The following is a 23023-nucleotide window of genomic DNA, read 5'->3' as shown; positions in this document are numbered from 1 at the left end:
GGCTCTGTAACCCTGGAGCCGCAGGTGACGTCCGGGCTGGACGACACCTGCGGCAACGATCGGTGGCCTACTCCGATGGGTGGCTCTTCGACGCCACCGAGGTAATGTGGCCGCGATCTGGAGGGCCGCCGATGGCCACATGAGTTTGTCGGCCACCGGCGGGGTTTGTTGGTTACTGGTGTGGTGTTGGGATGGTGTGTTGGGTGAATGTGGGTTCTGTGGTGGTCTTCGTGGTGGTGGTGGTGGTGGTGGTCTCGTCTGCGGCGTAGAGGCGGATGGAGCCGTTGGTGTTGCGGGTTACGAAGGCGATTTGGTGGCCGTTTGAGTTTTGCCAGGTGAATGCGGTGGGGTCGACGGGGTAGGTTTCTCCGGAGGTGACGGGTCCCCAGGTTGTCCAGGTGGTTGATCCTGCGGCGGTGTGGCGGGTGCGGTAGATGTTGCCGTCGGTGGCCCGGATGAAGACCCAGGCGCGGCCGGTGGTGGGGCTGAGGATGGTGCTGGGTGATCCGTCCGGGGTGATTGAGTTGTCGCCGATTGTGGTCCAGGTGCCGGGCCAGGTGCCGTTGATGTTTTGTAGTTGGGTTTGGATGGTGCCGTTGGTGGCGTGACCGACGGCCATTACTCGGTATCCGGGTAGGAGGGTGGTGGTTAGTGAGCCGGTGAATTGGGTGTCGCCGAGGTCGGTCCATTCGGTGGTGAGAGTTCCGGCTTGCCAGGTGGCGGTTTGGACTTTGCCGGTGCTGGTGGTGGCGAGGATGGTGGCGGTGCGGTCAGGACCGATTTGGGCGATTGGGGTGCCGGTTAGGCCGGTGGCGCCGGTGGAGGTCCAGGGTAGGAGGTCGCCGGTGGTTCCGTCTTGTTGGCGTGACCAGAGGGTGCCATTGGTGTCGTAGGCGAAGACGGCGAGGCTATCGTCGGAGAGTTGGATCGCGGCGGGGGCGGATTTCATTGCGCCGCCGAGTTCCAGCCAGGGTTTCCAGTCGGGGGAGGCGGGGGCTTTCTGGGTGAGTCGTTGGATGTCGCTGGTGCTGGTCTGGCTGAAGACGTTTACGTTGTCTTCGGCGTCCGCGACGAGGGCCGGCGTGCCCACGTGCACGATGTTGGCGGGGGCTGACCATTGGATTGTGCCGAGGGCGTCGGGGTTAGCCCGGCCGTGTCGGATTTGGCCGATGTTGTCGTTGTAGGCGATTTCCAGGGTGCCGAGGGCTGTTGAGGCTGCTGGGGCCTGCATCGCCGCGATCGGCATGTTCGGCTGCAACGGTATCGAAGGAAGCGCGGGGCTGCTGATCGCGCCCTGGTGGCAGGTGTTCGTGGTCGCGAAGATCTCGGGGAAACGCCATCCCCAGCCGGCCTTGTGGAAGACGAGCTCCCAGTCGAGCAGGTCTTCTCGGTAGCGGTACTGGTAGAGGTCGCCGTTGTCCAGGACGCCGTAGACGGTGTCACCGCCGGCGGAGAAGATACTGGTGTAGTAGCCCCAGCCGGAACCGACGTGGAGGTTGTAGCTGATCCATCGCTGCGTCGTCGGGTCGAAGCGATACCGGTAGAGACGATCGTCGGCGGCGCGGGCGTAGAGGACTCCCGGGGAGGTGGCGAACAGGAGGTTGTACCGGTCCCATCCCGTGTCGATCACTCGGCCGTCGACGGTCCATGTTTTTGACGATTCGCTGTAGCGGTGCCAGCGAAGCCTTCCGGTGTCGTCGATGGTGTAGAAGTCACCCGACTCGTCAATGGTGATCTTGTTGCGATTTGCTGATTCGGCGTACGACCCGAAGCTGGAGCTGATCTGCGGTCCTTGTACGCCGTCGATCCTTTCCCACCCGAATCCGGTCCACCGGTAGCGGAACATTCCCTCCGATTTGATCCCGTAGACCCGCCCGTCGGGGCCCCCGAGGACGCGTCCGAACTGTTGCCAGCCGACTCCGATGGTGGTGGCGGCGGTCCACTCTCCGCTGCTGCCGTCGTCGTATCCCGGGGTTTCGTATTTTCGGTGAGTCAGTGTGCCGCTGCTGGTGGAGTTGAAGAACTGTGCCGCGCCGGTGCAGCTGAACGCATCTTCGGACGCCTGTGCGGGGTGTGCGCCAGCGGTGACGGTGATGCCGCTGCCGATCAGTGCAATCGCAAGTCCTAAACGGAGTGCGCTGCGCCTGGGGACTGTTCCCCGCCTGCGAACATGTGTGGGACGGAACATTTTCAAACACCTTTCTCAGTGTGTGTGCTGTTTGCCCGGTATGCCGGCATTCTTGGATTGTGTGGAATAAAGTAATAGGTCTTTGTAACTGGGAGGCTCTGCGGGCCCTGCTTGTTTGGCCGTGCTGGATGGTAGTCGATCGGGGCTGCACCGTGCCCCCTCATTGCCGTCCCGTCAGGAGGTGCGCCTGCCCGGTTGAGTGGGTCGGATGACGCCTTGACAATGGCCTGCGTTGCTGGGATTGTACGGCGGCGAGTCGAGATGGGACGGTGACGGAGAGTAGCAGTGGACAGTCGAAGAAGCGGGTTTGCTAACGGGAAGTTCACAATGGCTGATTGCCTTTAATGGCCGCTGCGGGTGTGCACACTGTCCCTGTGTTTGAGGCTGTTCTCGCGCTGGCTTGACGTTTGTCTGTCGCGTGTCGCCCGGCGCGCTTATGTGCTGGCAATTTCTGTATTTATGCGTTGTTCGGCTGTTTTCAGCAATGCACTAACACTGCGGAACCGTTCGAGGTCGAGTCGCTCGAGGCTGATCCGCAGTCTTCCTGCTGTCAATTGATCCATCAGCCCAGGGGTTGACGATGTCCTTTGGTCCGCGACGTACGTTCGACCGGTCGGCACAGCCGTCGAGGCGTGCTCCGCTGCTGCACACGGGCACGGTGCGTTCTCTCGTCGCTGCTGCCATGGTTGGCGTACTCGCTCTCGGTTTGGGCGGCGGCGGGGTGAGTGGTCTGTCGCCGCTGCCCGTTGCAGGAGACGAGGCCGGGCGCAGGGCAGCGGCTGGGGCGCCTGCCCAGAAGTGGAGTTCGGCGGCGACCGGAAGCGACCACGTTGCCCGGGGCCGGGTCAATCGGGAGCTGCCGACCACACAGCGCGGCCGCTACCCGCTGCATCGCCTGGCGCAGGAGCCGAAGTCGGTCGTCAACAAGGCCAGCGTGGAGCAGCCGCCGGCGGGTGAGGCAAAGGGATTCGACCAGAAGACCAGTCGCGAGCAGCCGGCCGAGCGTGACGCCAACCAGCGGGTCTACCACAACGCCGATGGCACCCAGACCGTCGAATTCTCGACCGCGCCGATCAACTACCAGACGTCAGACGGAAGCTGGGCACCGATTGACAGCAGTCTGGTGCCCAGCGGTGACGGTGGTTGGCAGAACGCGGCGGACGCGACCCAGGTCCGACTGGCTCCTCGGTCTGACGCGGGCGATCTCGTCCGGTTGATCTTCGACGAGGACATCGAGTTCGGCTACAGCGTCGCCGACGCCGCCGGGACGGTCGGGCAGGTCACTGGTGACGCGATTGTCTATCCCGGTGTTCGACCGGAGATGGATCTGCGCTTGGAACCGCGTCCCGGCGGGGTCAAGGAAACTCTCGTTCTGCACTCCGCCACCGCTCCGACCTCGTATCTCTTTCCGCTTCACCTACGCGACCTGACCGCCCGGCTCGTTGACGGGCAGGTCGTACTGACCGACAAAGCCGGCGTGCAACGGGGGGTCATTCCGCCCGGGTACATGGTGGATGCCGGTGAGGGCGATCGCGGTCCTGCCACCTCCACCGGCGTGCGTTACGAACTCGTCAACGTTGACGATCAACCCGCGCTGCGACTGACGCTGGACTCGGCGTGGTTGAGCGATCCGGATCGTCGCTTCCCGGTCGAGGTTGACCCGACGGTGGGTCCGCCGGTGACCGGCGAGGGCGCGGACAGCAGCATGTACGTGCACGGCAGCAGCTCCACCTCTGGAGGCCAGGAGCTGCTGGTGGGACGCGCCAGTGGGTCCAACGCGGCGGCGTACCTCACGTTCAACGGGCTGGTTGACCAGCTACGTGATCAAACTATCCACGGGGCCGCCCTGTCCGTGGTCAACTACGACGCGGCCTCCTGCAAGCCACGGAAGATCACTGTCCACCCGGTCACCGAGTCGTGGACCGCGGGCACCGGCCACTCGTACCCCGGTCCGTCGGTGGGTAGCTCGCTCGCCAGCCGCTCGTTCGCGCATGGCTACATCGGCCTGGGGCAGTCCCAGTCGGCGTGCCCGGCGGCCAACGAGATGTTCGACCTTGGTACGGCCGGGCGGGACCTGGTACAGCGGTGGGTGAACGGTGAACAGGCCAACAACGGTCTGTCGTTGCGGGCCTCGACGACCGACTCCTCGGCCTGGAAGCGGCTTGCCGGTACCGGTACCGCCAACGCGCCAACGCTGTACATCACCCACTCGCCCTACAACGCCGAGTACGCGATCCCGAACCCGACCCCGGAGCCGCCCGTCCTGCGTAACCAGGACGGCAACGTGCAGGTGACCGTCACCAACCGGGGCTCCGAGGACTGGACGCCCGCGAACTACTACCTCGCCTACCGGGTCTACAACGCCCAGACGGGAGAGGCCGTTACCCAGCAGCGGTCGGCAAGCCTGCCGTCGACCCTCGCCCGCGGCGCCACGGTCACCCTCGACGCCTCGGTGAAACGGCTGGAACCGGCAACGTACTTCCTCGACTTCACCATGGTGCGTACCGGCGGCGCCGTCTTCACCGATCACCAGGTCCCGCCGGGCCGGATCGTGCTCCAGGTCTTCGACGTGCCACCGGTGGTGCAGGAGCTGTACCCACCGAACGGGTACCACGCCCCCACCCTGAACCCGCTGCTGTGGGCGCAAGCCGTGGACACCGACGCCCCACCCGGGGCAACTCTCAGCTTCAAGTTCGAGGTCTGTGACCGTACCGACGACGGCGGGGAAACCGATTGCACGGACTCCGGCTACCTCGACGAACACGCGTGGGTGATCCCGGACGGTCGCCTGTCCTGGGGCGAGTCCTACCTGTGGCGTGCCTACGTCAGGGACGGCGCCAACGAGGTGCGCTCCCCCGACTCGGTGTTACTCACCTCCGTGCCCCAACCGGACGTGCTCTCCCGGATCGCCAGATCGCCAGACGCCGAACGGGGGCGTGATTTCGACACCCAGGTCGGCAACGTCAGTACCTCGGCGATCGACGTCACGGCCATGACCGTTGGGCCGGAGCTGAATCTGCTCCGCACGTACAACAGCCTCGACCCGCGTCCGTCCGCGGTCTTCGGCGCCGGCTGGTCCAGTCGGTACGACATGAAGCTGACGCCGGACGATGACGGCTCCGGCAACGTGGTGATCCGTTACCCGGACGGGCAGGAGGTACGGTTCGGGCGGAACTCCGACGGGACGTACGTCGCGCCGTCGGGTCGGGTGGCCCGGCTGACCCTCGATGACACGGGCTGGAAGCTGCGCGACCGCTCCGGCACCACCTACGAGTTTTCCCTGACCGGCAAGTTGGTCAGGATCACTGACAAGATGGCCCGGTCGGTCAAGCTGGTGTACGACATCTTCTCCGGCAAGTTGGCACGGGCGCAGGTCGCGAACAGCTTTACCAACACCGCGGGCCGAGCGCTCCACTTCTCGTGGACCGACGACCACATCACCGCCGTCAAGACCGACGCGATTGACGGCGCCCCGCTGACCTGGACCTACTCCTACAGCGGCGATCTGCTCACCAAGGTGTGCTCGCCGACGGACGCCTGCACCAGCTACGAGTACGCGGAGGGCTCGCACTACCGTACCGCAGTGCTCGATGCCCGCCCGGACTCGTACTACCGACTCGGGGAGGGTGAGGGCACCGCGGCGGCCAGCGACGTCGCGATCAACCTGGGCAAGGACTCCGCCACCTATCACCACGTGACCCTTGCCCAACCTGGTGTGATCGAGGGCGTCGGCGACACCGCGGCCTCCTTCAACGGCACCTCCTCCCATGTGGAGCTCCCCAAGGGCCTGGTGAAAAAGAGTCGTGACACCGCTGTCGAGCTCTGGTTCAAGGTCGGCAAGACCCAGACCGGTGGCCCGCTGATCGGCTACCAGGACAAGGCCCTCGACTCCGCCGCCACCAGCGGGGTGCCGATCCTCTACACCGGCATCGACGGCCGCCTGCGTGGTCAGCTCGCCGGAGGCACCATCGCACCGATTTCCTCCACCGTTCCTGTCAACGACGGCAAGTGGCACCACGTCGTACTGTCTGCCATGGGCAACGTCCAGACCATGTATCTGGACGGCGTCAAGGTCGGCGAGCGGACCGGGCAGACCATCGAACACTCGCTGCTGACGTTCAACCAGGTCGGTGCCGCCTCGGCTACGACGCCCGGCTCGTGGCCGGGCTGGGGGTGGACGGCTCGGCGGTACTTCGCCGGCACGATCGACGAGGTCGCCGTCTACTCGCATCCCATTGGCCCGAAGACCGCCGCGGCACACTTCGAGTACGCGAAGCCCGCCGCACAGCAGCTCACCAAGATCACGCTGCCCAGCGGTAAGGTCGCCAGCGAGGTTGTCTACGACACCGCCACCGACCGGGTCAAGGAATACACCGACGAGAACGGTGGTACATGGAAGATCGGTCAGCCGGCCATCTACGGCGGCGACGACGATCTCCGCCGGAGTGTCCAGCTCCTGGACCCGGCCAACCGTCCGCACCTCTACGAGTATGACGCGCTGACCGGGCAGATGTTGCGCTCCGGCATTCCGCTCGGCCTGGAAACCCGGCCGGAGGACCAGCCGGGTGAGCCAACTCCGTCGCCGGGCCCTCCGCCCGGTGAGACGTGCACGGAACCGGACCCTATCGACCCTGCCTTCTGCACCATCATTCCGGACGACTCCGGTGGGCCGGTCTTCGTCGAGCATCCGCTCGACGGCATGGCGATCCGCAGCTACTCGTACGACGAAAAGGGCTACCAGACCAAGGTCACCAACGAAAACGGTGACTCGGTGGAGATGACCTACGACAGCAAGGGTCGCCTGACGACCCGTAAGAACTGCCGTACCACCTCTGAGTGCCATACCCGCTACTTCACCTACTCCGCCACCATCACCGACCGGCTGGACCCGCGGGTGGACCTGGTCGTCGAGTCGAGGGACAGCCGGTCGAGCAGCCCCACCGACAATCAGTACCGCACCACCTTCGAATACGCGATAGACGGTCAGCTAACCCGGCAGACCAACCCGGACGGAAGCACCGTCAGGCACACGTACACCTTCGGTGCCGAAGTCGCCGTTGGCGGCGGGAATCCACCGGCCGGCCTGATCAAGACCAGTACCGACGCCCGTGGCAAGGTCACCCGCTTCGTCTACTACAGCAACGGAGACCTTGCCCGGGTCACCGAGCCAGGCGGTCTGGTCAGCGAGTACACCTATGACACACTCGGCCGGCAACTCACCGAGAAGATCGTCTCGGACTCCCACCCCGAGGGTGTCACCACCACCTTCACCTACGACGATCACTCCCGGGTCAAGACCGTCACTGGCCCGGTAGTCACCGAGGAGATCTCCGGTGCGGAGCATCAGGCGCGCACCACCAACGAGTACGACGCGGACGGCAACGTCACCGAGGTAACCGTCGCCGACCTGCTCGGCGAGGACCCGGAGCGAATCGTCACCACCGAGTACGACGAGTACAACCGCCCGGTGCGGATGATCGACGCCGAAGGCAACGAGGAGAGCTACGAGTACGACCGGTTCGGCAACCGGACATCCATGGTGGATGCCAACGACAACCGGTACGACTGGGCGTACACGGCTCAGAACAAGGTCGCCGAGGTGCGGCTGCGCGGCTGGCGCAGCGACCCGGACGGCATACCCGCCCCGGACACCGGCGACTATCTGGTGTTGCACGCCTACTCGTACGACCACGCGGGTCGACTCGCCAGCGACACCGACGCGATGGGTCGTCGCCTGGAGTACACGTACTACCGGGACGACCGCCTGCACGCCATCACGATGAAGGACTTCCGGGACCAGGACGGAACCACGCGTGACTATGTGGTCGAGGAACGCCAGTACGACGCGGCCGGCAACCTCACCCTCAAGAAGGAAGCCAACGGCACCCGGACGAGCGAGTTCACGTACGACCGGGCGGGCAAGCTCCTCACCAGCGTTCTGGATCCGACCGGGCTGACCCGGACCGAGACCATGGCGTACGACCTCAACGGCAACGTGACGCGGACGACCCGCAGCGGCAAGGCCTCCAATGTGCCGTGGGTCGTGCCGGTTGTCACGGAAACTGTTGACTACACCTACGACGATGATGGCAACCTGCTGACCGAGAAGGTGACGGCAGGCAGCGAGACCCGGACGACCAGCTACACGTATGACCAGCGGGGCTTGCGACTGAGCGCCACCGACCCCCGGGGCAACGTGAGCGGTGCCGATAAGGCCGCCTTCACCACCACCTACGAATACGACGAACTCGGCCGGCAGGTCAGCTCGACCGGCCCGGCGGCGGCGGCGGAGAGCGACGGCGGCGAGCCCGTCACGACCCGCGCCGAGGTCGCGTTCAGCTACAACACCTTCGGCGAGCAGGTCGCCGCGCGTGACCCACGCGGGCAGATCTCCCACGTCGAGTACGACAAACTCGGCCGTCCGGTGCGCACCCTAGCCCCGGCCTACCTGCCGCCGGGAGTCTCCGAGCAGATCATCCCGGAAACCCGACAGAGCTACGACGGGCTGGGCAACGTTGTCGAGGCAATCCGTCCGAGTGGCACCACCAAGTTCACCTACGACCAGCTCAACCGTCTTGTCGCCCGGGACGATCCGGCATCGACCAACGATGACCGGGCGGTGACCCACTACTCGTACACCCGCGTCGGCGAAGTGCTGTCGGTCACCGACCCGACCGGTGCTCGGATCGAATCCACCTACGATGATCTGGACCGCCAGATCACGCAGACCCGCGTGGAACGGCAACCGACGCCCCGGAACCTCGTCACCCAGATGGCCTACGACGACTACGGCAACCTGACCTCGATCGTGTCGCCGTCGGGTGCGACGACGGTCAACGCCTACGACAGCGTGGGCGACATGATCCGGACCACCGCGCCTACTGGCGAGTCGATGGTCTTCGGCTACGACCACGCGGGCCGGCAGATCCGCGCCTCCGACGGACTGGGCCGCACCGTCAGCATCGAGTACGACCGGTTTGGCGACCGCGCCAGCGATGCCAGCCTGGACGCGGACGGGACGCTGCTTCGCCGCCAGACGTACGAATACGACGAGGCAAGCAACATGATCTCGTCAACGGATCCGTACGGCACCGTCACCCGGTACGAGTACGACGCGTTGAGCCGGCTACGCACACAGATCGAACCGGCGACCGACAAAAAGTCGATCACCACCACCTTCGGCTACGACGTCGCCGGCAACCGGACCCGCTACACCGACGGCCGGGGTAACTCGACCACCTACACGTACAACACGCTCGGCCTGCCGGAGTCGACGATCGAACCGGCGACGACCGCCCACCCGGCGGTGGCCGACCGCACCTGGACTGTCGGCTACGACGCCGAAGGTCAGGCGGTCCGGTTGAGCGCACCGGGCGACGTCAGCCGGCAGCGGACCTACGACGCCGGCGGCCGGCTCACCGCCGAGACCGGATCAGGTGGCGACACCGCGACCACCGCGCGGGAACTCAGCTACGACCTGGTGGGAAGGCCCACCAGCGTGAGCGCCCCGGGCGGTGCCAATAGCTATACCTACAACGACCAGGGGGCGCTGCTCTCCACCGCCGGCCCGTCCGGCACCGCCAGCTTCACCTACGACGACGACGGTCGGATGACGACCCGGACCGACTTGACCGGGACATCCACCTTCGACTACGTCAAGGGTCGGCTCGACACGATCACCGACTCCATCACCGGCCAGGCACAGCGGCTGAGCTACGACGCCGCCGGCGAGGTGGAGACGGTCGATTACGGCGGCGGCCGGATTCGCACCTTCGGGTACGACGACTTTGGTCGGGTCGCCAGCGACACTGTGCAGAACAGCGCCGGCTCCACCGTCGCCTCAGTGACCTACGGCTTCGACCTGAACGGTCACCTGACCGAGAAGAAGACCACGGGCACCGCGGGCGCGGGCGACAACACCTACACGTACGACAAGGCGGGCCGGCTCACCTCGTGGACCAACCCGGAGGGCACGGTCGCGTACGAGTGGGACGACAGCGGTAACCGGATCAGCGCCGGGTCGAAGACCGCTACGTTCGACGAGCGAAACCGCCTGCTCTCCGATGGCGACTACACCTATGCCTACACCGCCCGCGGCACCCTGAGTACCCGGACCAGCTCCGGCCTGTCCGAGCGGTACTCGTTCGACGCGTTCGACCGGCTCACCGAGGCCGACGAGCAGACCTACACCTACGACGGCCTGGACCGGGTGACCTCCCGTACCGGGACGACCTTCACCTACGCCGGCTTCGGGGATGAGGTGGTCCACGACGGGGTGGAGTACTTCGCTCGCGGACCGGGCGGGGAACTGCTCGCCACCGGCCAGGGCAACAACGAACGGCTGTCCCTGACCGACGTGCACGGCGATGTCGTGGCCGCCTTCGACCCGGCCAACACCGAGCTCGCCGCACTCAACGACTCGACTGCCTACGATCCGTTCGGTCAAAAGATCGACAGCGTCGGCGACACCGGCAACCTGGGCTTCCAGGGTGACTGGACCGATCCAGACACCGGCCAGGTCGACATGGGTGCCCGCTGGTACGACCCCGGTACCGGTTCGTTCACCTCGCGGGACAGCGTCACCTACGCCGCTGGGGATTCGATTCTGGCCAACCGGTACGGCTACGGTGCTGGCGCCCCACTCGACTTCTACGACCCCGACGGCCACTGGCCCAGCTTTGTCAAGAAAGCAAGTAGCTGGGTATCCAACAAGTGGAAGTCCGCCAAGAAGGCTGTGGGCCGGACGTGGAATTCTGCAAAGAGCTGGGGGTCCAGGCTGTGGGAGAATGCACGCACCTGGGTTACGAAGCAGTACAACCGTGTGAAATCAGCCCTTACCGCGGCGAAGACCTGGGTTAGCGATAAGATCCACGCGGTTAAGAACAAGGCGAGAGAGGGCTACGCGGCCTACCAGGACGGCAAGCTCGGCGACTGGGCGAAGGAACAGGCCAGGGCCGCCGCACATGAAGTCAAGGCCAAGGTTACGCGGGCAGCCAAGGCAGCGCAGGAAAAGCTGGTCAAATTCACCAAACTGCCGGTTGTTCAAGCGCTGACAAAACCTCTGATCGCAGCAAAAGAACTGGTTTCTGCCGGTGCCAAAGTCGCGGCCAGTGTCGTCTCGGTCACCGCCCAGGCCATCAAGGACCCGGAAAAGTTCCGAGAGAAGCTCCTGAACGCGGCAGCGGAGAAAGTAGCGCCGCTGGTCGAGGGCGTAACTGACGTATGGGACAAGTCAACCCAGTTCGTCGAGGACCATGCCGCCGAGATCGCCGGCATCGCGGCCGGCGTCGCAGTCGGTGTTGGCTGCGGTATGGCGATCGGCTGGACCGGCGTCGGCGCGGTGGCGTGTGGTGCCCTCGCGGGTGCGGTCGGCTCGGCCGTCACCGGCAGCGTGATCGGAAAGCGCGGCTCGGACCTGCTCGGCGAGGTGGCGACGGGTGCTGCGTTCGGTGCGGTCGGCGGCGCCCTCGGCCCCATCGCCGGCCGAGCGATCGGCGCGGGAGTCCGCGCCCTCGGCGGCGGCCTGCGGGCGGCCGGCAACGTCGGGGGAAATCTCCTGGCTTCTGGCGGCAGAGCAATCGGCGCTGGTGCGTCGAAGGTCCGTAGTCTCGCCGGACGCCAATTTAACAGGGGCTGCCGGACCAACAGCTTCACTTCGGGTACCAGAGTCTTGCTGGCCGACGGTAGTCGTAGAGCGATCAGTGAGGTCCGTATCGGTGACCGGGTACTCGCCACCGACCCCACCACCGGCCGGACCGAGGCGCGTGTCGTCACCGCGTTGATCGTAGGTGCCGGTAGTAAGGACCTGGTCGAGATCACTGTCGACACCGATGGTGATGCGGGCGACCAAACCGCGAAGCTCACCGCCACCGACGGTCACCCCTTCTGGGAGTACGGCGACGGTCGTTGGGTCGAGGCGAGGGATCTCGAACCCGGGTATGAGTTTGAAACCGCGGACCACCGGCCGGCCACGGTGGTGGCCGTCCGTAAGTGGACTGAGCACCAGCAGGTCTACAACCTCACCGTTGACGGCCTCCACACGTACTATGTGGTTGCCGGTAGCACACCGGTGTTGGTCCACAACTGCACAATCCTTGGTGCTGGAGCTCCGAAGGCAGGAAACACTGCAGTTGTCGGTCGTCTTGAGGACACTGCCGTGGCCCGCGACTGGGCGAGCCACGATGTTCTCAACATCCCGGACTGGACCATCACAAAGAATGATGCATGGGTGAATGCGGTTATTAAGAATAAGCAGGATGTGTACGTCGCATCCCCACTGACACACCGAAACCTGTGGGACGCGGCTAACGGTCGACAGACCGTCTTGGCTCGGGAACTGAAAATGCTGACAGGCGCTGGCTACAAGTGGGATGGGGACTATCTGCGCCCCCCAAGGAGTTGATCGTTATGAACCTCGATGAACAGTCATTTTCATTTCTTGAGCTAAGCAAGAACGTGAACTATGGCCGCGATACCCTGCCGTCGGCCAGGGACCGCCAGATTCGGGACCTGCTGCTAGGCGCGGCAGACAGCGCTTCACTTGAGCAGGTCAAGCGGCTTATGCCAGGTGATGCTGACCGGGTTCTAAACGCGTTCGCGGAGCGAGCCGCGTCCATCGCGGTTCGTCATCAGGATGCACGCGAGCTTCGCGCCGGCATCCTGGCTGCAGCGATTGCTCAGGCAATTACTGGCGATCTGCGAGAGTCGCTGGCTGCGCTTTCATTACTATATCGAGCCTCTGAGATGATCGGCCACGATCCCAATTCGGAGTTTGCTGCGGCGAATGATCTTTCCGGAGGTCGTGCGATTGGCTTACTTGACTTCCTGCGCAGGTCGCCGGAGGATAGGACGATCCAGGCCATGGGTTACGAAGAAGGTGACGACAAGGGCGGGTTTCGGTTTGTCCGAAATTGGTAGCGCACAGCGCTGTAACGAGGCGAATCAACCCTGATTCTTCACGGGCCTGATCAAGGTGTCACTGATGACTGTGGCGGGAAGTAGCGACTGCCCTGCAGTGAGAGCACGAGGGCGCCCCACCCGGAAGGGGTGGGGCGCCGGTCGTTGGCCGGTTCACGCTAGCCCGTCGGAGTCGGTGGCCGGTGACCCGTTCGGGTCACCGGCCACCGACCTACTCAGATGCCGCTTGCTCTCGTGCAGTCCGCGGACGGTTCCAGGCTGAAGTCGAGGGTGGCGACGAACCCTGCCGTGACCCGGATGCGGTCGAACTCCGGAACCCAACCGTCCTTGGCGACGATCACGTCGTAGCGGCCCTTGGGCAGCCAGACCATGTACTTGCCAGAGGCGTCCGCCGTCAGGGTGAAGCCGGCGCCGCTGCCGGCCGCGTTCACCCGGACGGTGGCCGGCACGCCGGCCGTCTCCCCGCCGCAGGTCACTCCGGTGACCGTGCCCTGCAGCTTGCCCCAGCTCTTCGGCGGAGACACGTTCATCTCCACCTGCACTGGCGGGACCTGGTTCGGCGTGTCGGCGGTGAACGCCAGCTCGCCGCTGTAGCGACCGGGCTGCTCGACCCCGGCCTCAGCGGTGGCCGTGAGCGTCACCTTCACCTTGCGGGACTCGCCCGGCTCCAGCGTGAAGCTGGACGGTGCGGTGCTCAGCCACGGCAGTTCCGCCTCCTCGGCGCACAGTTCCAGCCCGCCGAGGCGTTCCGCCTCTGCCGATCCGACGAACGCGCTGGGTGAGCCGCCGATCCGGTAGGTGCCACAGGCGGCGGCCCCCCGGTACCGGCCGAACTCGGTGTTCGGCAGGTCCTGCCAGGTTGCGGACGCCGGGTCGTAGGCGATCGTCCGGTTCGTCACCGTGGTGGAGCCGCCGGTGACTCCGCCGGCCAGCACGAGCATCCCGCCGGCCGCGGTGTACGACGAGCCCCACAGGTCCAGCGGCATGTCCGCGACCTGACTCCAGGTGTCCGACGCCGGGTCGTACCGGTGCGCGTCGGTGTAGTCGCTGCCGCCGGTGCCGCCGGCGCAGTACACCTGGTCGCCGATGCCACCGCAGCTCATCCAGGAAACCGGGTGCGGGTAGGGGGCACGGGTGGTGAAGGTCTCGGTCTGCGGGTCGAACGCCACCGTCTCGTCCGAGGCGGTACAGGCGCCGTCGGTGCAGCCACCGACCAGATAGATCTTGTCCCCGGCGACGGCGGTCCCAGCGGCGGCGACCGGTGCGGGATTGGTCACCCCGTCCAGGCGGCTCCAGCTTTCGGTGTCCGGGTCGAAGACATCCACGGTGGCGTCGGGGTTGCCGTTGTCGGCCCACCCGCCGGTCACGTAGATCTTGCCGCCGACCGCCGCGACGCCCGGCTTCGCCCTCGAACCGGCCAGCTCCGGCAGCTCGGACCAGGAGTCGGCGTCCGGGTCGTAGACCCAGACCTTCCTCTCCAGCCCACTACCGGTGCCGCCGCCGATCGAGTACACCCTGCCGTCCAGGGTGACGGCGGAGTTGTCGAAGATCGCCGCCGGCAGGTCCGCGACCCGGGTCCAGGCGTCGTCCGCCGATGGGCCGGTCTCGGCCAGCGCGCCACCGTACCGGGTCCCGGTTTGTGCCGTGCTGATGCCCTTCACCGTGACCTCGCGCAGCGGGGCTCCCGGCTGGTTCAACAGCTCGAACTCGCCGGCCCGCTCCAACACCTCGACGTTGGCCGGGGCGGTGCCGGTGTTCTTCACCGTCACCTGGGTGCTCCGGGTGCTGCCGTACGGTTGGTGTGACTCCACCTCGGCCGGGGTGACCGTGAGCTCTCCGGCGGCCAGCGCGATGTCGGCCCGCCGCACCTCGTCGGCGGTGATCGTCACGTCCTGGGTGGCCAGCGGGTACGGCGTCCGCTCCGCGGTGAACGGGTGGGTGCCGGTGAGGCTGGAGAAGAGCCAGTAGAAGCCGTCCGACTCCGCTGGGTCGTCCGGCGTGCCAGCCGAGACCGCCCGGTCTTCGGGCTGATCCACGCTGGTCACGGTGACGCCGTTGATCGGTTCGCCGGTGTTCAGGTCGGTGGTGGTGCCGACCACCACACCACCGGGCACCAGGTTGCAGTCCCGGTTGCTCAGGACGACATCGTCAACCTGCCACCACCAGGAGAAACTGCCGGCGTAGCGGAACCGTACCCGGGCCTCCGCCGCGCCGGCCGCCGGCGTCAACGGCACCTCCTCAACCCGCGGCCCACGTAGGCTGCTGGTCTGGTGCCAGACGTTGGTCCAGGTCTCGCCGCCGTCGGTGGTGACGTCGATGTCGGCGCTGTCGCCGTTGCCGAGCGCCCAGAAGTCACTGTTGAACCGCAGCACCGGTGCGTCGGTCTCGGAGAGATCCAGCGTCGGGCTCACCAGGTCGGTGTCCTGGCTCTTGCCGCCGGCGCCGAGCGCATCGCTGTCGATGATCGCGAATCCGCCGCTGCCGCCGGTCAGGTTGCCTCGCCCGCCGAGGTCCTCGAAGGTCCAGCCGCCGTCCTCGGTGCGGTTGACCACCGACCAGCCCTCCGGCGTGGTGGTGTCGGCGAAGTCCTCGGTCAGGAGGGGGTCACCGTAGTTGCCGTTGTAGCCAGCGGCTGTGCAGGCTGCGTCGACCGGAACGGCGAGGTCGACGGTGGTGGCGTCGCTGCCGACCGGTACCTCCCGAGTCGCCGCTTGGTAGTCCGGGTACTGCGGGGTGGCGGTGATCGAGTAGGTGCTGTTGCCGGGCACGGTGGTCGACCACTCTCCGGTCACCGGGTCGGTGAAGACCGGGTCGCCCGGCTTTCCGGCGATGTCGATCCGGGCGTAGAGCGGCCAGCCGTGCCCGGAGCCGTCGGTGACCTGACCGCTCACCGTGACCACCGGGTGGGGGACGAGCGCGAAGTCTCGGGTAACCGCCCCGCCCTCGTCCACCACGAAGGTGTCCGACTGCGACTCGTAGCCGTACACGGTGGCCGTCACCGTGGTCTCGCCAGCCGGCACGGTCAGCGAGTACCGGCCGTCGGTGCCGGTGGTGGTGTCGCGGGTGCCGTCGTCGATGGTCACCCCGGCGATCGGCTCGCCGTCAGCGGCTGAGGTCACCGTGCCGGTGACCCGCCCGACCGGGCCGCGGGGGGCCTCGTTGACCGCCGCGTACGCGTCGAGCCGGCCTTCGCCGAAGACGTTGTTGTCGGCCGCGGTCCCGCCGCAGCTCGTGTCATCGACATCGCGGGCGGTGCGGTCCAGCAGCGCCTCGGTCGCCGGTAGATCCCCGCGGAGGCTGGGCGCGACCGACCAGATCAGGGCCGCCGTGCCGGCGACGTGTGGGGCCGCCATGGAGGTGCCGCTGAACGCGGCGTATCCGCCGCCAGCGATGCTGGAGCGCACGGAGACCCCGGGCGCGGCGATGTTCGGCTTGAGCAGCTCGGTACCGGAGCCACGGCCGGAGAAGCTGGCGATGGCGCCGCTCGACGCGTACGCCCCGACGGCGTACGAGCTCTCGTAGTCTCCGGGGGAGCCGGCGCTGCCGCAGCTCGGGCCGGCGTTGCCGGAGGAGAAGACCGGGAGGATCCCGGCGGCCCGCCACGCCTCGACGGTCTGCTGGTACCAGGGGTCGTTGGGACCGCCACCCCATGAGTTGTTGACGATGTCGGGGCGCAGCTCAGGGCGGGGGTTCTCGCCGTTGGCGTCGGTCGGGGCCAGGATCCACTGGCCGGAGGCGAGTAGCGCGGGGTCCGAGCAGGTGGTGAACTCGCAGCCCTTCGCCGCTATCCACCGGGCACCCGGTGCGACGCCGATCTGGTTGTCGCCCCCGTCGTCACCGACCATCGTGCCCATGGTGTGCGTGCCGTGGTCGTTGTTGTCGCAGGGCTCCGAGTCGGAGCAGATGCCCGTCGGGTCGAACCAGTTGTAGGCGTGGTCGAAGCTGCCGCCGCCGAGGTTGCCCCGGTAGGAGTTGACGAGGGCGGGGTGGTCGTACTGCGTGCCGGTGTCGATGTTGGCTATCACGATGCCTTCGCCGCGGTCGCCGAACTCGTCCCACACCTGGGGCGCACCGATTTCGGCGATGCCCCACTCGACGGCGTCGATGCGGGCCTCGGCCTCGGCTGGCGTCGGCTCGATCAGCGGGCGGCTGCGGATCGGCTCGATCCGCTCGACCTCGGGTCGGTTCGCGATCTCGTCGATCAGGGCCCCGTCGCCGTGGACCTGGATGGCGTTGGCGATCCAGTAGGACGTGTGCTCCGCCTTCCGCGCATCGAGCAGCCGCAGCAGGTCGGCTTGGGTGCGTGCGGCGGTGTCGGTCAGGAGTTGGTGGACCGCGCGGGCCCGGTCGTCGGGCTTGTGCAGGGTCGCGGTGCTGGCGAGTGGTGCGGTTTCCCGTAGGAAGACCAGGAAGCTGGTGCTGTCGCTGGTGTCCAGCAGCTCGGGTGCGACGGTTGCCCGCTCTGGTGCGCCGGGCGGTGACGCGGCGAGCGCGGGCTGGGCGCTCAACCCCAGCACCAGCGCCCCGAACGCGACAGCCAGACGCCCCAGGCGTGACCGCGCGGATGGTCGTACGAACACGTGTCCTCCCCATGTCCACGGGGGGCCCGGGCTGTTCCGAGCCCGCGCCAGCCATGCTCGTGAAAAGACCGACATTGATCAATATATTGTCTCGGTCAGTATTCGATCAGTGACTGGGCGCGCTTCTGGCCGTACGCTGACTCGGTGTTCAGCCGCACATCATCTCGACGGGGTGATGCCCGTCACGTCAACGCGGGTGCCTGGGGAGGCAGCGTGTCTGAGGGGAAAGGTCCGATCGTGGTCTGCGTGAGCCCCGACATGGCCGTGCGCGAGCGCGTGTTGCGTCGGCTCGACGGGGTGGGGCCGGTGCTGAGCTGTGCTGATCTTGCGGAGCTGCGGGCAATGCTCTTTCCTGAACCGTCCGCCACCGAGGAGCGGGGCACCGGTCCACCGGAGACCCCGGTCAGCTACGGCGAGCTGGTGGTTGATCCGCCGGGGCATGTGGTCACCTGGCGGGGGTGCCCACTGGCGCTGACCCGTACCGAACGGCGGTTGTTGACCCGGTTGGTGACCCCGCCGGTCGGGCTCTGGAGCTATGAGCGACTCTTCGCCGCGGTCTGGGGCGGCGCCTACCTGGGCGACACCGCAATCCTGCACTCGGCGATCAAGCGGCTCCGGCGCAAGCTGCGCCTGCTCTCCGGCGGCCCACGGGTGCTGACCGTGCGCGGGGTCGGCTACCGGCTTGTCCTGGGCTCCGACGACTCGGGCGGGTGAGGTGGCCGCCCCGGCGGCGGCTGCTGCCGGGTCCGGGCCATGACACGATGGCGCGGTGAGCGCCGTCCATCCGGGGTACGCCCCACCCTCCGGGCCTGATCGCCCGCCGTCCCGGCCGTGGGCCCGGCGCTTGCTGATCGCGGGCACGGTGGCCTGGGCGGTGCTGCTGGCGGGGCTGGCCTGGTGGTCGGCCCGCACCGATGAGCCGACAGCGCGGGAGCAGCGCACGATTGAGCAGGCGACGCCGGTGGTCAACGCGGCGGTCGGCCAGCTCGTCGCGGCGCTCGACGGCACGGCGTGGGCGATGACCCCGCCCCGCACGGTGCGGGGCTGCCGGGTCACCCCGGTCAGCACGGGTGCCGAACTGACCCGCGGGATCGACGTTCTGGTCGCCGAGGGAGGTGAGCGCGACCTGCTCAGCCGCGTCGCCGACGCGCTGCCGGAGCGGTGGCCGGCCGGCGTTCGGGACGCCGCCGAGGGCCCGCTGCTGCGCGCCGACGCCGGTGAGTTTGTCCTGGTCGAGGGGGAGTCGACGAGTCCGGGCCGGGTTCGGTTCGAGGTGCTGACCGGCTGTCGCCCGACCGACGCCGCGGCCGGCGATCCGCTGCCCGGGATCCCGCCCGAACCAGCGCTGCGTGCCGCGTTGCAGGCGCTGGGCCGCCCCGTGCCGGAGCAGGTGGATCGGATCTGGACATCGTGCCCGGGCGGCGCGAAGGCCTGGACCGAGCGGGTGCCGGTCGGCCCCGAGCCGGCATCGTTGAGCGCCCTGGCTCCGTTGGCCGCCCCCGGCACCGCTGTGGTGGACACCCCCGAGGTGTACGCCTACCGCAGTGGCAGCGATCTGATCGTCGCCGACGCCACCGGCGACCAGCTGCACCTGATGCTCTCCAGCGGCTGTGCGGGGTGAGGCCTAATAGACGAGCGCCTGGGCCTCCTCGGCCATGACCTCCTCGAGGAAGACCGCCGAACCGGCGATCCGGATGCCCGACAGCACGTCGCCGGGCCCGATGTCCCGACGGGCCGCGCACTGGGTACAGGCGGTCACCCGGCCCGTCGTCAGGATCACGTACAGCAGTTCGCCCAGTGGCGCCGCGTGCGGCAGCTCGAACTCCTGCGCCCGGCCGGGCAGCGCGAACCAGGTCGCCTCGCCGGTCAGCCAGAGTGAGACATCAACTCCGGCGGCGGCTGCGGTGGCGGCGATGGTGAACGCCTGTGCGCACCGCTCCGGGGCATCGGCACCGGCGGTGACCTTGACGACGAGGGTTCGGCCCACGAGCGCCAGCATAGGATAGTCGCCGATGGTCACCGAGATAGGGTTCGTAAGTTTGCTGGTCGCCGCGCTGGGCGGGCTCGCCGGCGGGTTGGTCTACCTTGCCGTACGCATATCGAGAGGGCATTAGTGAGTGACGAGAATCCGCTTCAGCCGCCGTGGCTGAACGCGCCTCCGGTGGACCCGTACCCCTACGAGGAGAGCCACGACCTACGGACCGGCCCGAAACTGCACCCCACTCTGGACGGCCTACTGCCGTACATCGGGGTGTGGCGGGGTCGGGGCCGGGGCGGCTACCCCACCATTGAGGACTTCGACTACGCGCAGGAGATCCGGATCAGCCACGACGGCCGGCCGTTCCTCTGCTATGAGTCGCGTGCGTGGCTGCTGGACGAGCAGAGCCGCCCGGTCCGCCCGGCCGGGCGGGAGATGGGCTGGTGGCGGCCGGTGCTCGACGCTGACGACCGGGCGACCAACGAGTGGGAAGCGCTGATGAGCACGCCCACGGGCGTGATGGAGCTGCACCTCGGCAAGCGCACCGGCACCCAGCTCGAGTTCGCCACCGACGCGGTGGTGCGCACTCCCACCGCGAAGGAGGTGACCGCCGGTCACCGCCTCTTCGGCATCGTGGAGGGCGCCCTGCTCTACGCGCAGGAGATGGCCGCCGTCGGCCACGGCCTCACCCCGCACCTGTCCGCCCGGCTGATTCGGGTGGGCGGCTGAGAACAGTGCGTCGGTCGTCGTCGGGCGGGACGGGGAAACCGAGTAGGTCCTGCAGCCGCCGGGTGTAGGCCGACCGGGGTCGGCCGATGCCGTCGAGGACGCGGACCTCGACCAGGCCCCGGACCGACGAGCTGAACCAGACCGCGTCCGCGGCGTGCAGCTCGGCTGGGGTCGCCAGCTGCTCGTGTGCGCCCAGGCCCACCTGTTCGGCGTGGGCCAGCAGCCAGGCGGCGGTGGTGCCGGGCAGGATGCCGGCCGCGGCGGGCACCGTGCGCAGCGCTCCGTCGGTGAGCCAGAGGACGTTGGCGGTCGGCCCCTCCAGGACGTACCCGTCGGTGGAGGTCCAGAGCGCGTCGCTGACGCCGTTGCGGGACGCCCACCGGCGGGCGGCGTTGTGCACCGCGTACGACGTGGTCTTGCTGCCGGTGGGTAACCAGTCCAGGCCGGCACGGCCGCGGGCCGGCACGCCCAGCGGCAACGTCGCCACGGTGATCCCGTCGCGGCGGGCCGCCCGAGCCGACGGCGGCACCGGGGCCAGCGTGGCGTACGCGGTCGGGGCTGCGCCGCTGGCCACGCCTCGGGTGCAGACCAGCCGCAGCGCCCCCTCGACCTCGGTGGGCCAGTCGACGCAGATCTCGTCGAGCAGCGCGACCAGGGCGTCGGTCGGTGGCAGGGCTAGGCCCATCAGCGGCGCCGCCCTGGTCATCCGTTCCAGGTGTGCCTCCCGCAGCCAGGGCCGGCCCGCCCGCAGGTGCATCGTTTCGAAGAGCCCGTCGCCGTGCAGGACGCCCAGGTCGTCACCGCGCAGCACCGGCTCTGTGACCGGCACCCGGCCCCGCCCGAGCACCGCGATCCTCGCCGTCGTCATGGCCGCCGAGCATAGGGCCCGGGCGGGTTGCGCCGGGTGGGGTCCGGCCCGGCACCACCCACACCGGCGCAGGCAGAACGGGGCCGGTAGTACGGGCGAATGGTGTTCGGCCCGAGCGAACTATGATTGGACGGTGTCCGAATCCTCCCTCGCGGAACTGCTCCGGGCTCGTGGGCTGCGCCTGACGGCGCAGCGGCAGCTCGTCCTCCAGGCGGTGTTGGACCTGGGGCACGCCACACCGGAGCAGGTCCACACGGCCGTCCGGGAGGTGGCCGCAGGGGTCAACATCACTACCATCTACCGCACGCTGGAGCTGCTGGAACGGCTCGGCCTGGTGACGCACACCCATCTCTCGCACGGCTCGCCGACCTTCCACGCGGCTGGCGAGGACCAGCACGTGCATCTGGTCTGCCGGGAGTGCGGCGCGATCGACGAGATCGATCCCGCGCTGCTGCGCCCGTTGGCCGACCAACTCGCCGAGCAGCGGGGGTTCCGGGTGGACGTCGGCCATGTCTCCCTCTTCGGCCGCTGTGATCGCTGTGAGAACGGGGCGCAGGAATGATCGACATTGCCGGGGCGGTCTCCGTCGAGAGCATCGACGAGGACAGCCGGGATCAACCGGAGCCGGCGCACGCCGCGGCGGGGGTCCGGTCGGTGGCGGCGCACTACGGGGATCCGCTGCGCGAGCAGCGCACCCTGGAGACGGGGGTCGGCCTGGTCGACCGTTCGCACCGGGGGGTGATCGCGGTACCGGGCGAGGATCGCCTCGGCTGGCTGCACACGCTCACCACCCAACACCTGGCGGACCTGCCTGCCGGGCAGGGCACCGAGTTGCTGGTGCTCTCCCCGCACGGGCACGTCGAGCAGCACGCGATGGTGGCCGAGGAGGGCGGTACGACCTGGCTGGACACCGAGCCGGGCGACACCGGCGGGCTGCTCGGGTATCTGGAGCGGATGCGCTTCTTCAGCAAGGTGGAGCCGCGCGACGTGACGCCGGAGTACGCCCTGCTCTCGCTGGTCGGGCCGGCGGCGGTGGACACCGTGGCGACGCTCGGCGTCTCCGGCCTGGCAGAGCCGGACCTGCTCGAGGTGCCCGGCCCGAAGTTCCGGGCCGGCTCGGTGCCGCCCCGGTCGACGGTGCGCTACGACGTCCGCGCGCTACCGATCGGGGGTTGGGCCCGCCGTGGCCCCCTCGGCATCGACCTGCTGGTGGCTCGGGAGGCGATGGGCCGGGTGGTAGCCGAGCTGCGCGACGCGGACGTGCCGGTCGCCGGGCTCTGGGCGTATGAGGCGGTGCGGGTGGCCGCCCGCCGGCCTCGGGTCGGGCTGGATACCGACCACCGGAGCATTCCGGCGGAGGTGGGTCTGGTCGGGCCGGCCGTACACCTGGAGAAGGGCTGCTACCGGGGGCAGGAGACGGTGGCCCGGGTGCACAACATGGGTCGACCGCCGCGTCGGCTTGTCCTCCTGCACCTGGACGGGGTGACCACGGACCAGCCACCGTCGGCCGGCACTCCGGTGACTCGGGACGGGCGGACGGTCGGCTTCGTCGGCACCGCGGTGCACCACCACGAGCTGGGCCAGGTCGCCCTGGCGGTGGTCAAGCGCAACGTGCCCGACGACGCCCGGCTGGTGGTCGGGGAGACCGCCGCGATGATCGACAGCTAGGGAAGGGCCCCTGCGGACGCCGTTGCGGCGGAAGGGTTCCGGTGTGGCGGCCGGGATACCGGAAGACTTTCGATCGATCGGTCGCCGGTCGGGCG

General features: G+C 67.9%; 12 protein-coding genes. 8 read left to right on the top strand and 4 right to left on the bottom strand.

Annotated features, from left to right (window positions below; all coding sequences use genetic code 11):
* Positions 1-172: 172 nt before the first annotated feature.
* Entirely contained in the window at positions 173-2188 is a 2016-nt protein-coding gene (locus SALPAC6_RS0117330; protein ID WP_018254636.1) for a tachylectin-related carbohydrate-binding protein, read from the bottom strand.
* A gap of 580 nt (positions 2189-2768) precedes the next feature.
* Between SALPAC6_RS0117330 and SALPAC6_RS0117325 the strand changes: the two genes are divergently transcribed.
* The gene (locus tag SALPAC6_RS0117325; RefSeq protein WP_026189780.1) at positions 2769-12590 is read left to right on the top strand and encodes a polymorphic toxin-type HINT domain-containing protein; all 9822 of its coding nucleotides are present in this window, start codon (positions 2769-2771) and stop codon (positions 12588-12590) included.
* 5 nt (positions 12591-12595) lie between these two features.
* The gene (locus SALPAC6_RS29470; protein ID WP_162561480.1) at positions 12596-13105 is read left to right on the top strand and encodes a hypothetical protein; all 510 of its coding nucleotides are present in this window, start codon (positions 12596-12598) and stop codon (positions 13103-13105) included.
* Between the two features lie 215 nt (positions 13106-13320).
* Here the strand turns inward: SALPAC6_RS29470 and SALPAC6_RS0117320 are convergent, their stop codons facing one another.
* On the bottom strand, positions 13321-17685 hold the full coding sequence (locus SALPAC6_RS0117320; RefSeq protein ID WP_018254635.1) for a S8 family serine peptidase: 4365 nt from the start codon (positions 17683-17685) through the stop codon (positions 13321-13323).
* A 258-nt stretch (positions 17686-17943) separates the two neighbouring features.
* Between SALPAC6_RS0117320 and SALPAC6_RS0117315 the strand changes: the two genes are divergently transcribed.
* Both SALPAC6_RS0117315 and SALPAC6_RS0117310 read left to right on the top strand, forming a co-directional pair.
* On the top strand, positions 17944-18399 hold the full coding sequence (locus SALPAC6_RS0117315) for a winged helix-turn-helix domain-containing protein (protein ID WP_018254634.1): 456 nt from the start codon (positions 17944-17946) through the stop codon (positions 18397-18399).
* Positions 18400-18454: 55 nt separating this feature from the next.
* Positions 18455-19306 (top strand): hypothetical protein, encoded by an 852-nt coding sequence (locus SALPAC6_RS0117310; RefSeq protein ID WP_026189778.1) that lies wholly within the window; start codon positions 18455-18457, stop codon positions 19304-19306.
* Between the two features lie 3 nt (positions 19307-19309).
* Here SALPAC6_RS0117310 and SALPAC6_RS0117305 read toward each other — a convergent pair whose 3' ends face one another.
* Entirely contained in the window at positions 19310-19684 is a 375-nt protein-coding gene (locus SALPAC6_RS0117305; RefSeq protein WP_018254632.1) for a DsrE family protein, read from the bottom strand.
* A 13-nt stretch (positions 19685-19697) separates the two neighbouring features.
* On the opposite strand from SALPAC6_RS0117305, the gene mtfM reads away from it, so the two are divergent.
* Entirely contained in the window at positions 19698-19799 is a 102-nt protein-coding gene (gene mtfM / locus SALPAC6_RS31035; RefSeq protein WP_018218112.1) for a small membrane protein MtfM, read from the top strand.
* The gene (locus SALPAC6_RS0117295) at positions 19799-20392 is read left to right on the top strand and encodes a nitrobindin family protein (RefSeq protein WP_018254631.1); all 594 of its coding nucleotides are present in this window, start codon (positions 19799-19801) and stop codon (positions 20390-20392) included. Before mtfM ends, SALPAC6_RS0117295 begins: the two co-directional genes overlap by 1 nt.
* Here the strand turns inward: SALPAC6_RS0117295 and SALPAC6_RS26235 are convergent.
* Positions 20349-21260: an aminotransferase class IV gene (locus tag SALPAC6_RS26235; protein WP_050563457.1), complete on the bottom strand. Its 912-nt coding sequence runs from the start codon at positions 21258-21260 to the stop codon at positions 20349-20351. The genes SALPAC6_RS0117295 and SALPAC6_RS26235 overlap by 44 nt on opposite strands.
* 133 nt (positions 21261-21393) lie before the next feature.
* On the opposite strand from SALPAC6_RS26235, the gene SALPAC6_RS0117285 reads away from it, so the two are divergent.
* Together SALPAC6_RS0117285 and ygfZ are read left to right on the top strand one after the other, a co-directional pair.
* Positions 21394-21822: a Fur family transcriptional regulator gene (locus tag SALPAC6_RS0117285; protein ID WP_018254629.1), complete on the top strand. Its 429-nt coding sequence runs from the start codon at positions 21394-21396 to the stop codon at positions 21820-21822.
* A complete protein-coding gene (gene ygfZ, locus SALPAC6_RS0117280) occupies positions 21819-22928 on the top strand; it encodes a CAF17-like 4Fe-4S cluster assembly/insertion protein YgfZ (protein ID WP_018254628.1) in 1110 nt (369 codons plus the stop codon). Before SALPAC6_RS0117285 ends, ygfZ begins: the two co-directional genes overlap by 4 nt.
* Positions 22929-23023: the final 95 nt, after the last annotated feature.

The organism is Salinispora mooreana (assembly GCF_000379065.1).
In the GTDB taxonomy this organism is placed as follows: Bacteria; Actinomycetota; Actinomycetes; order Mycobacteriales; family Micromonosporaceae; genus Micromonospora; species Micromonospora mooreana.
This window is presented reverse-complemented; position numbering and strand designations above follow the sequence as displayed.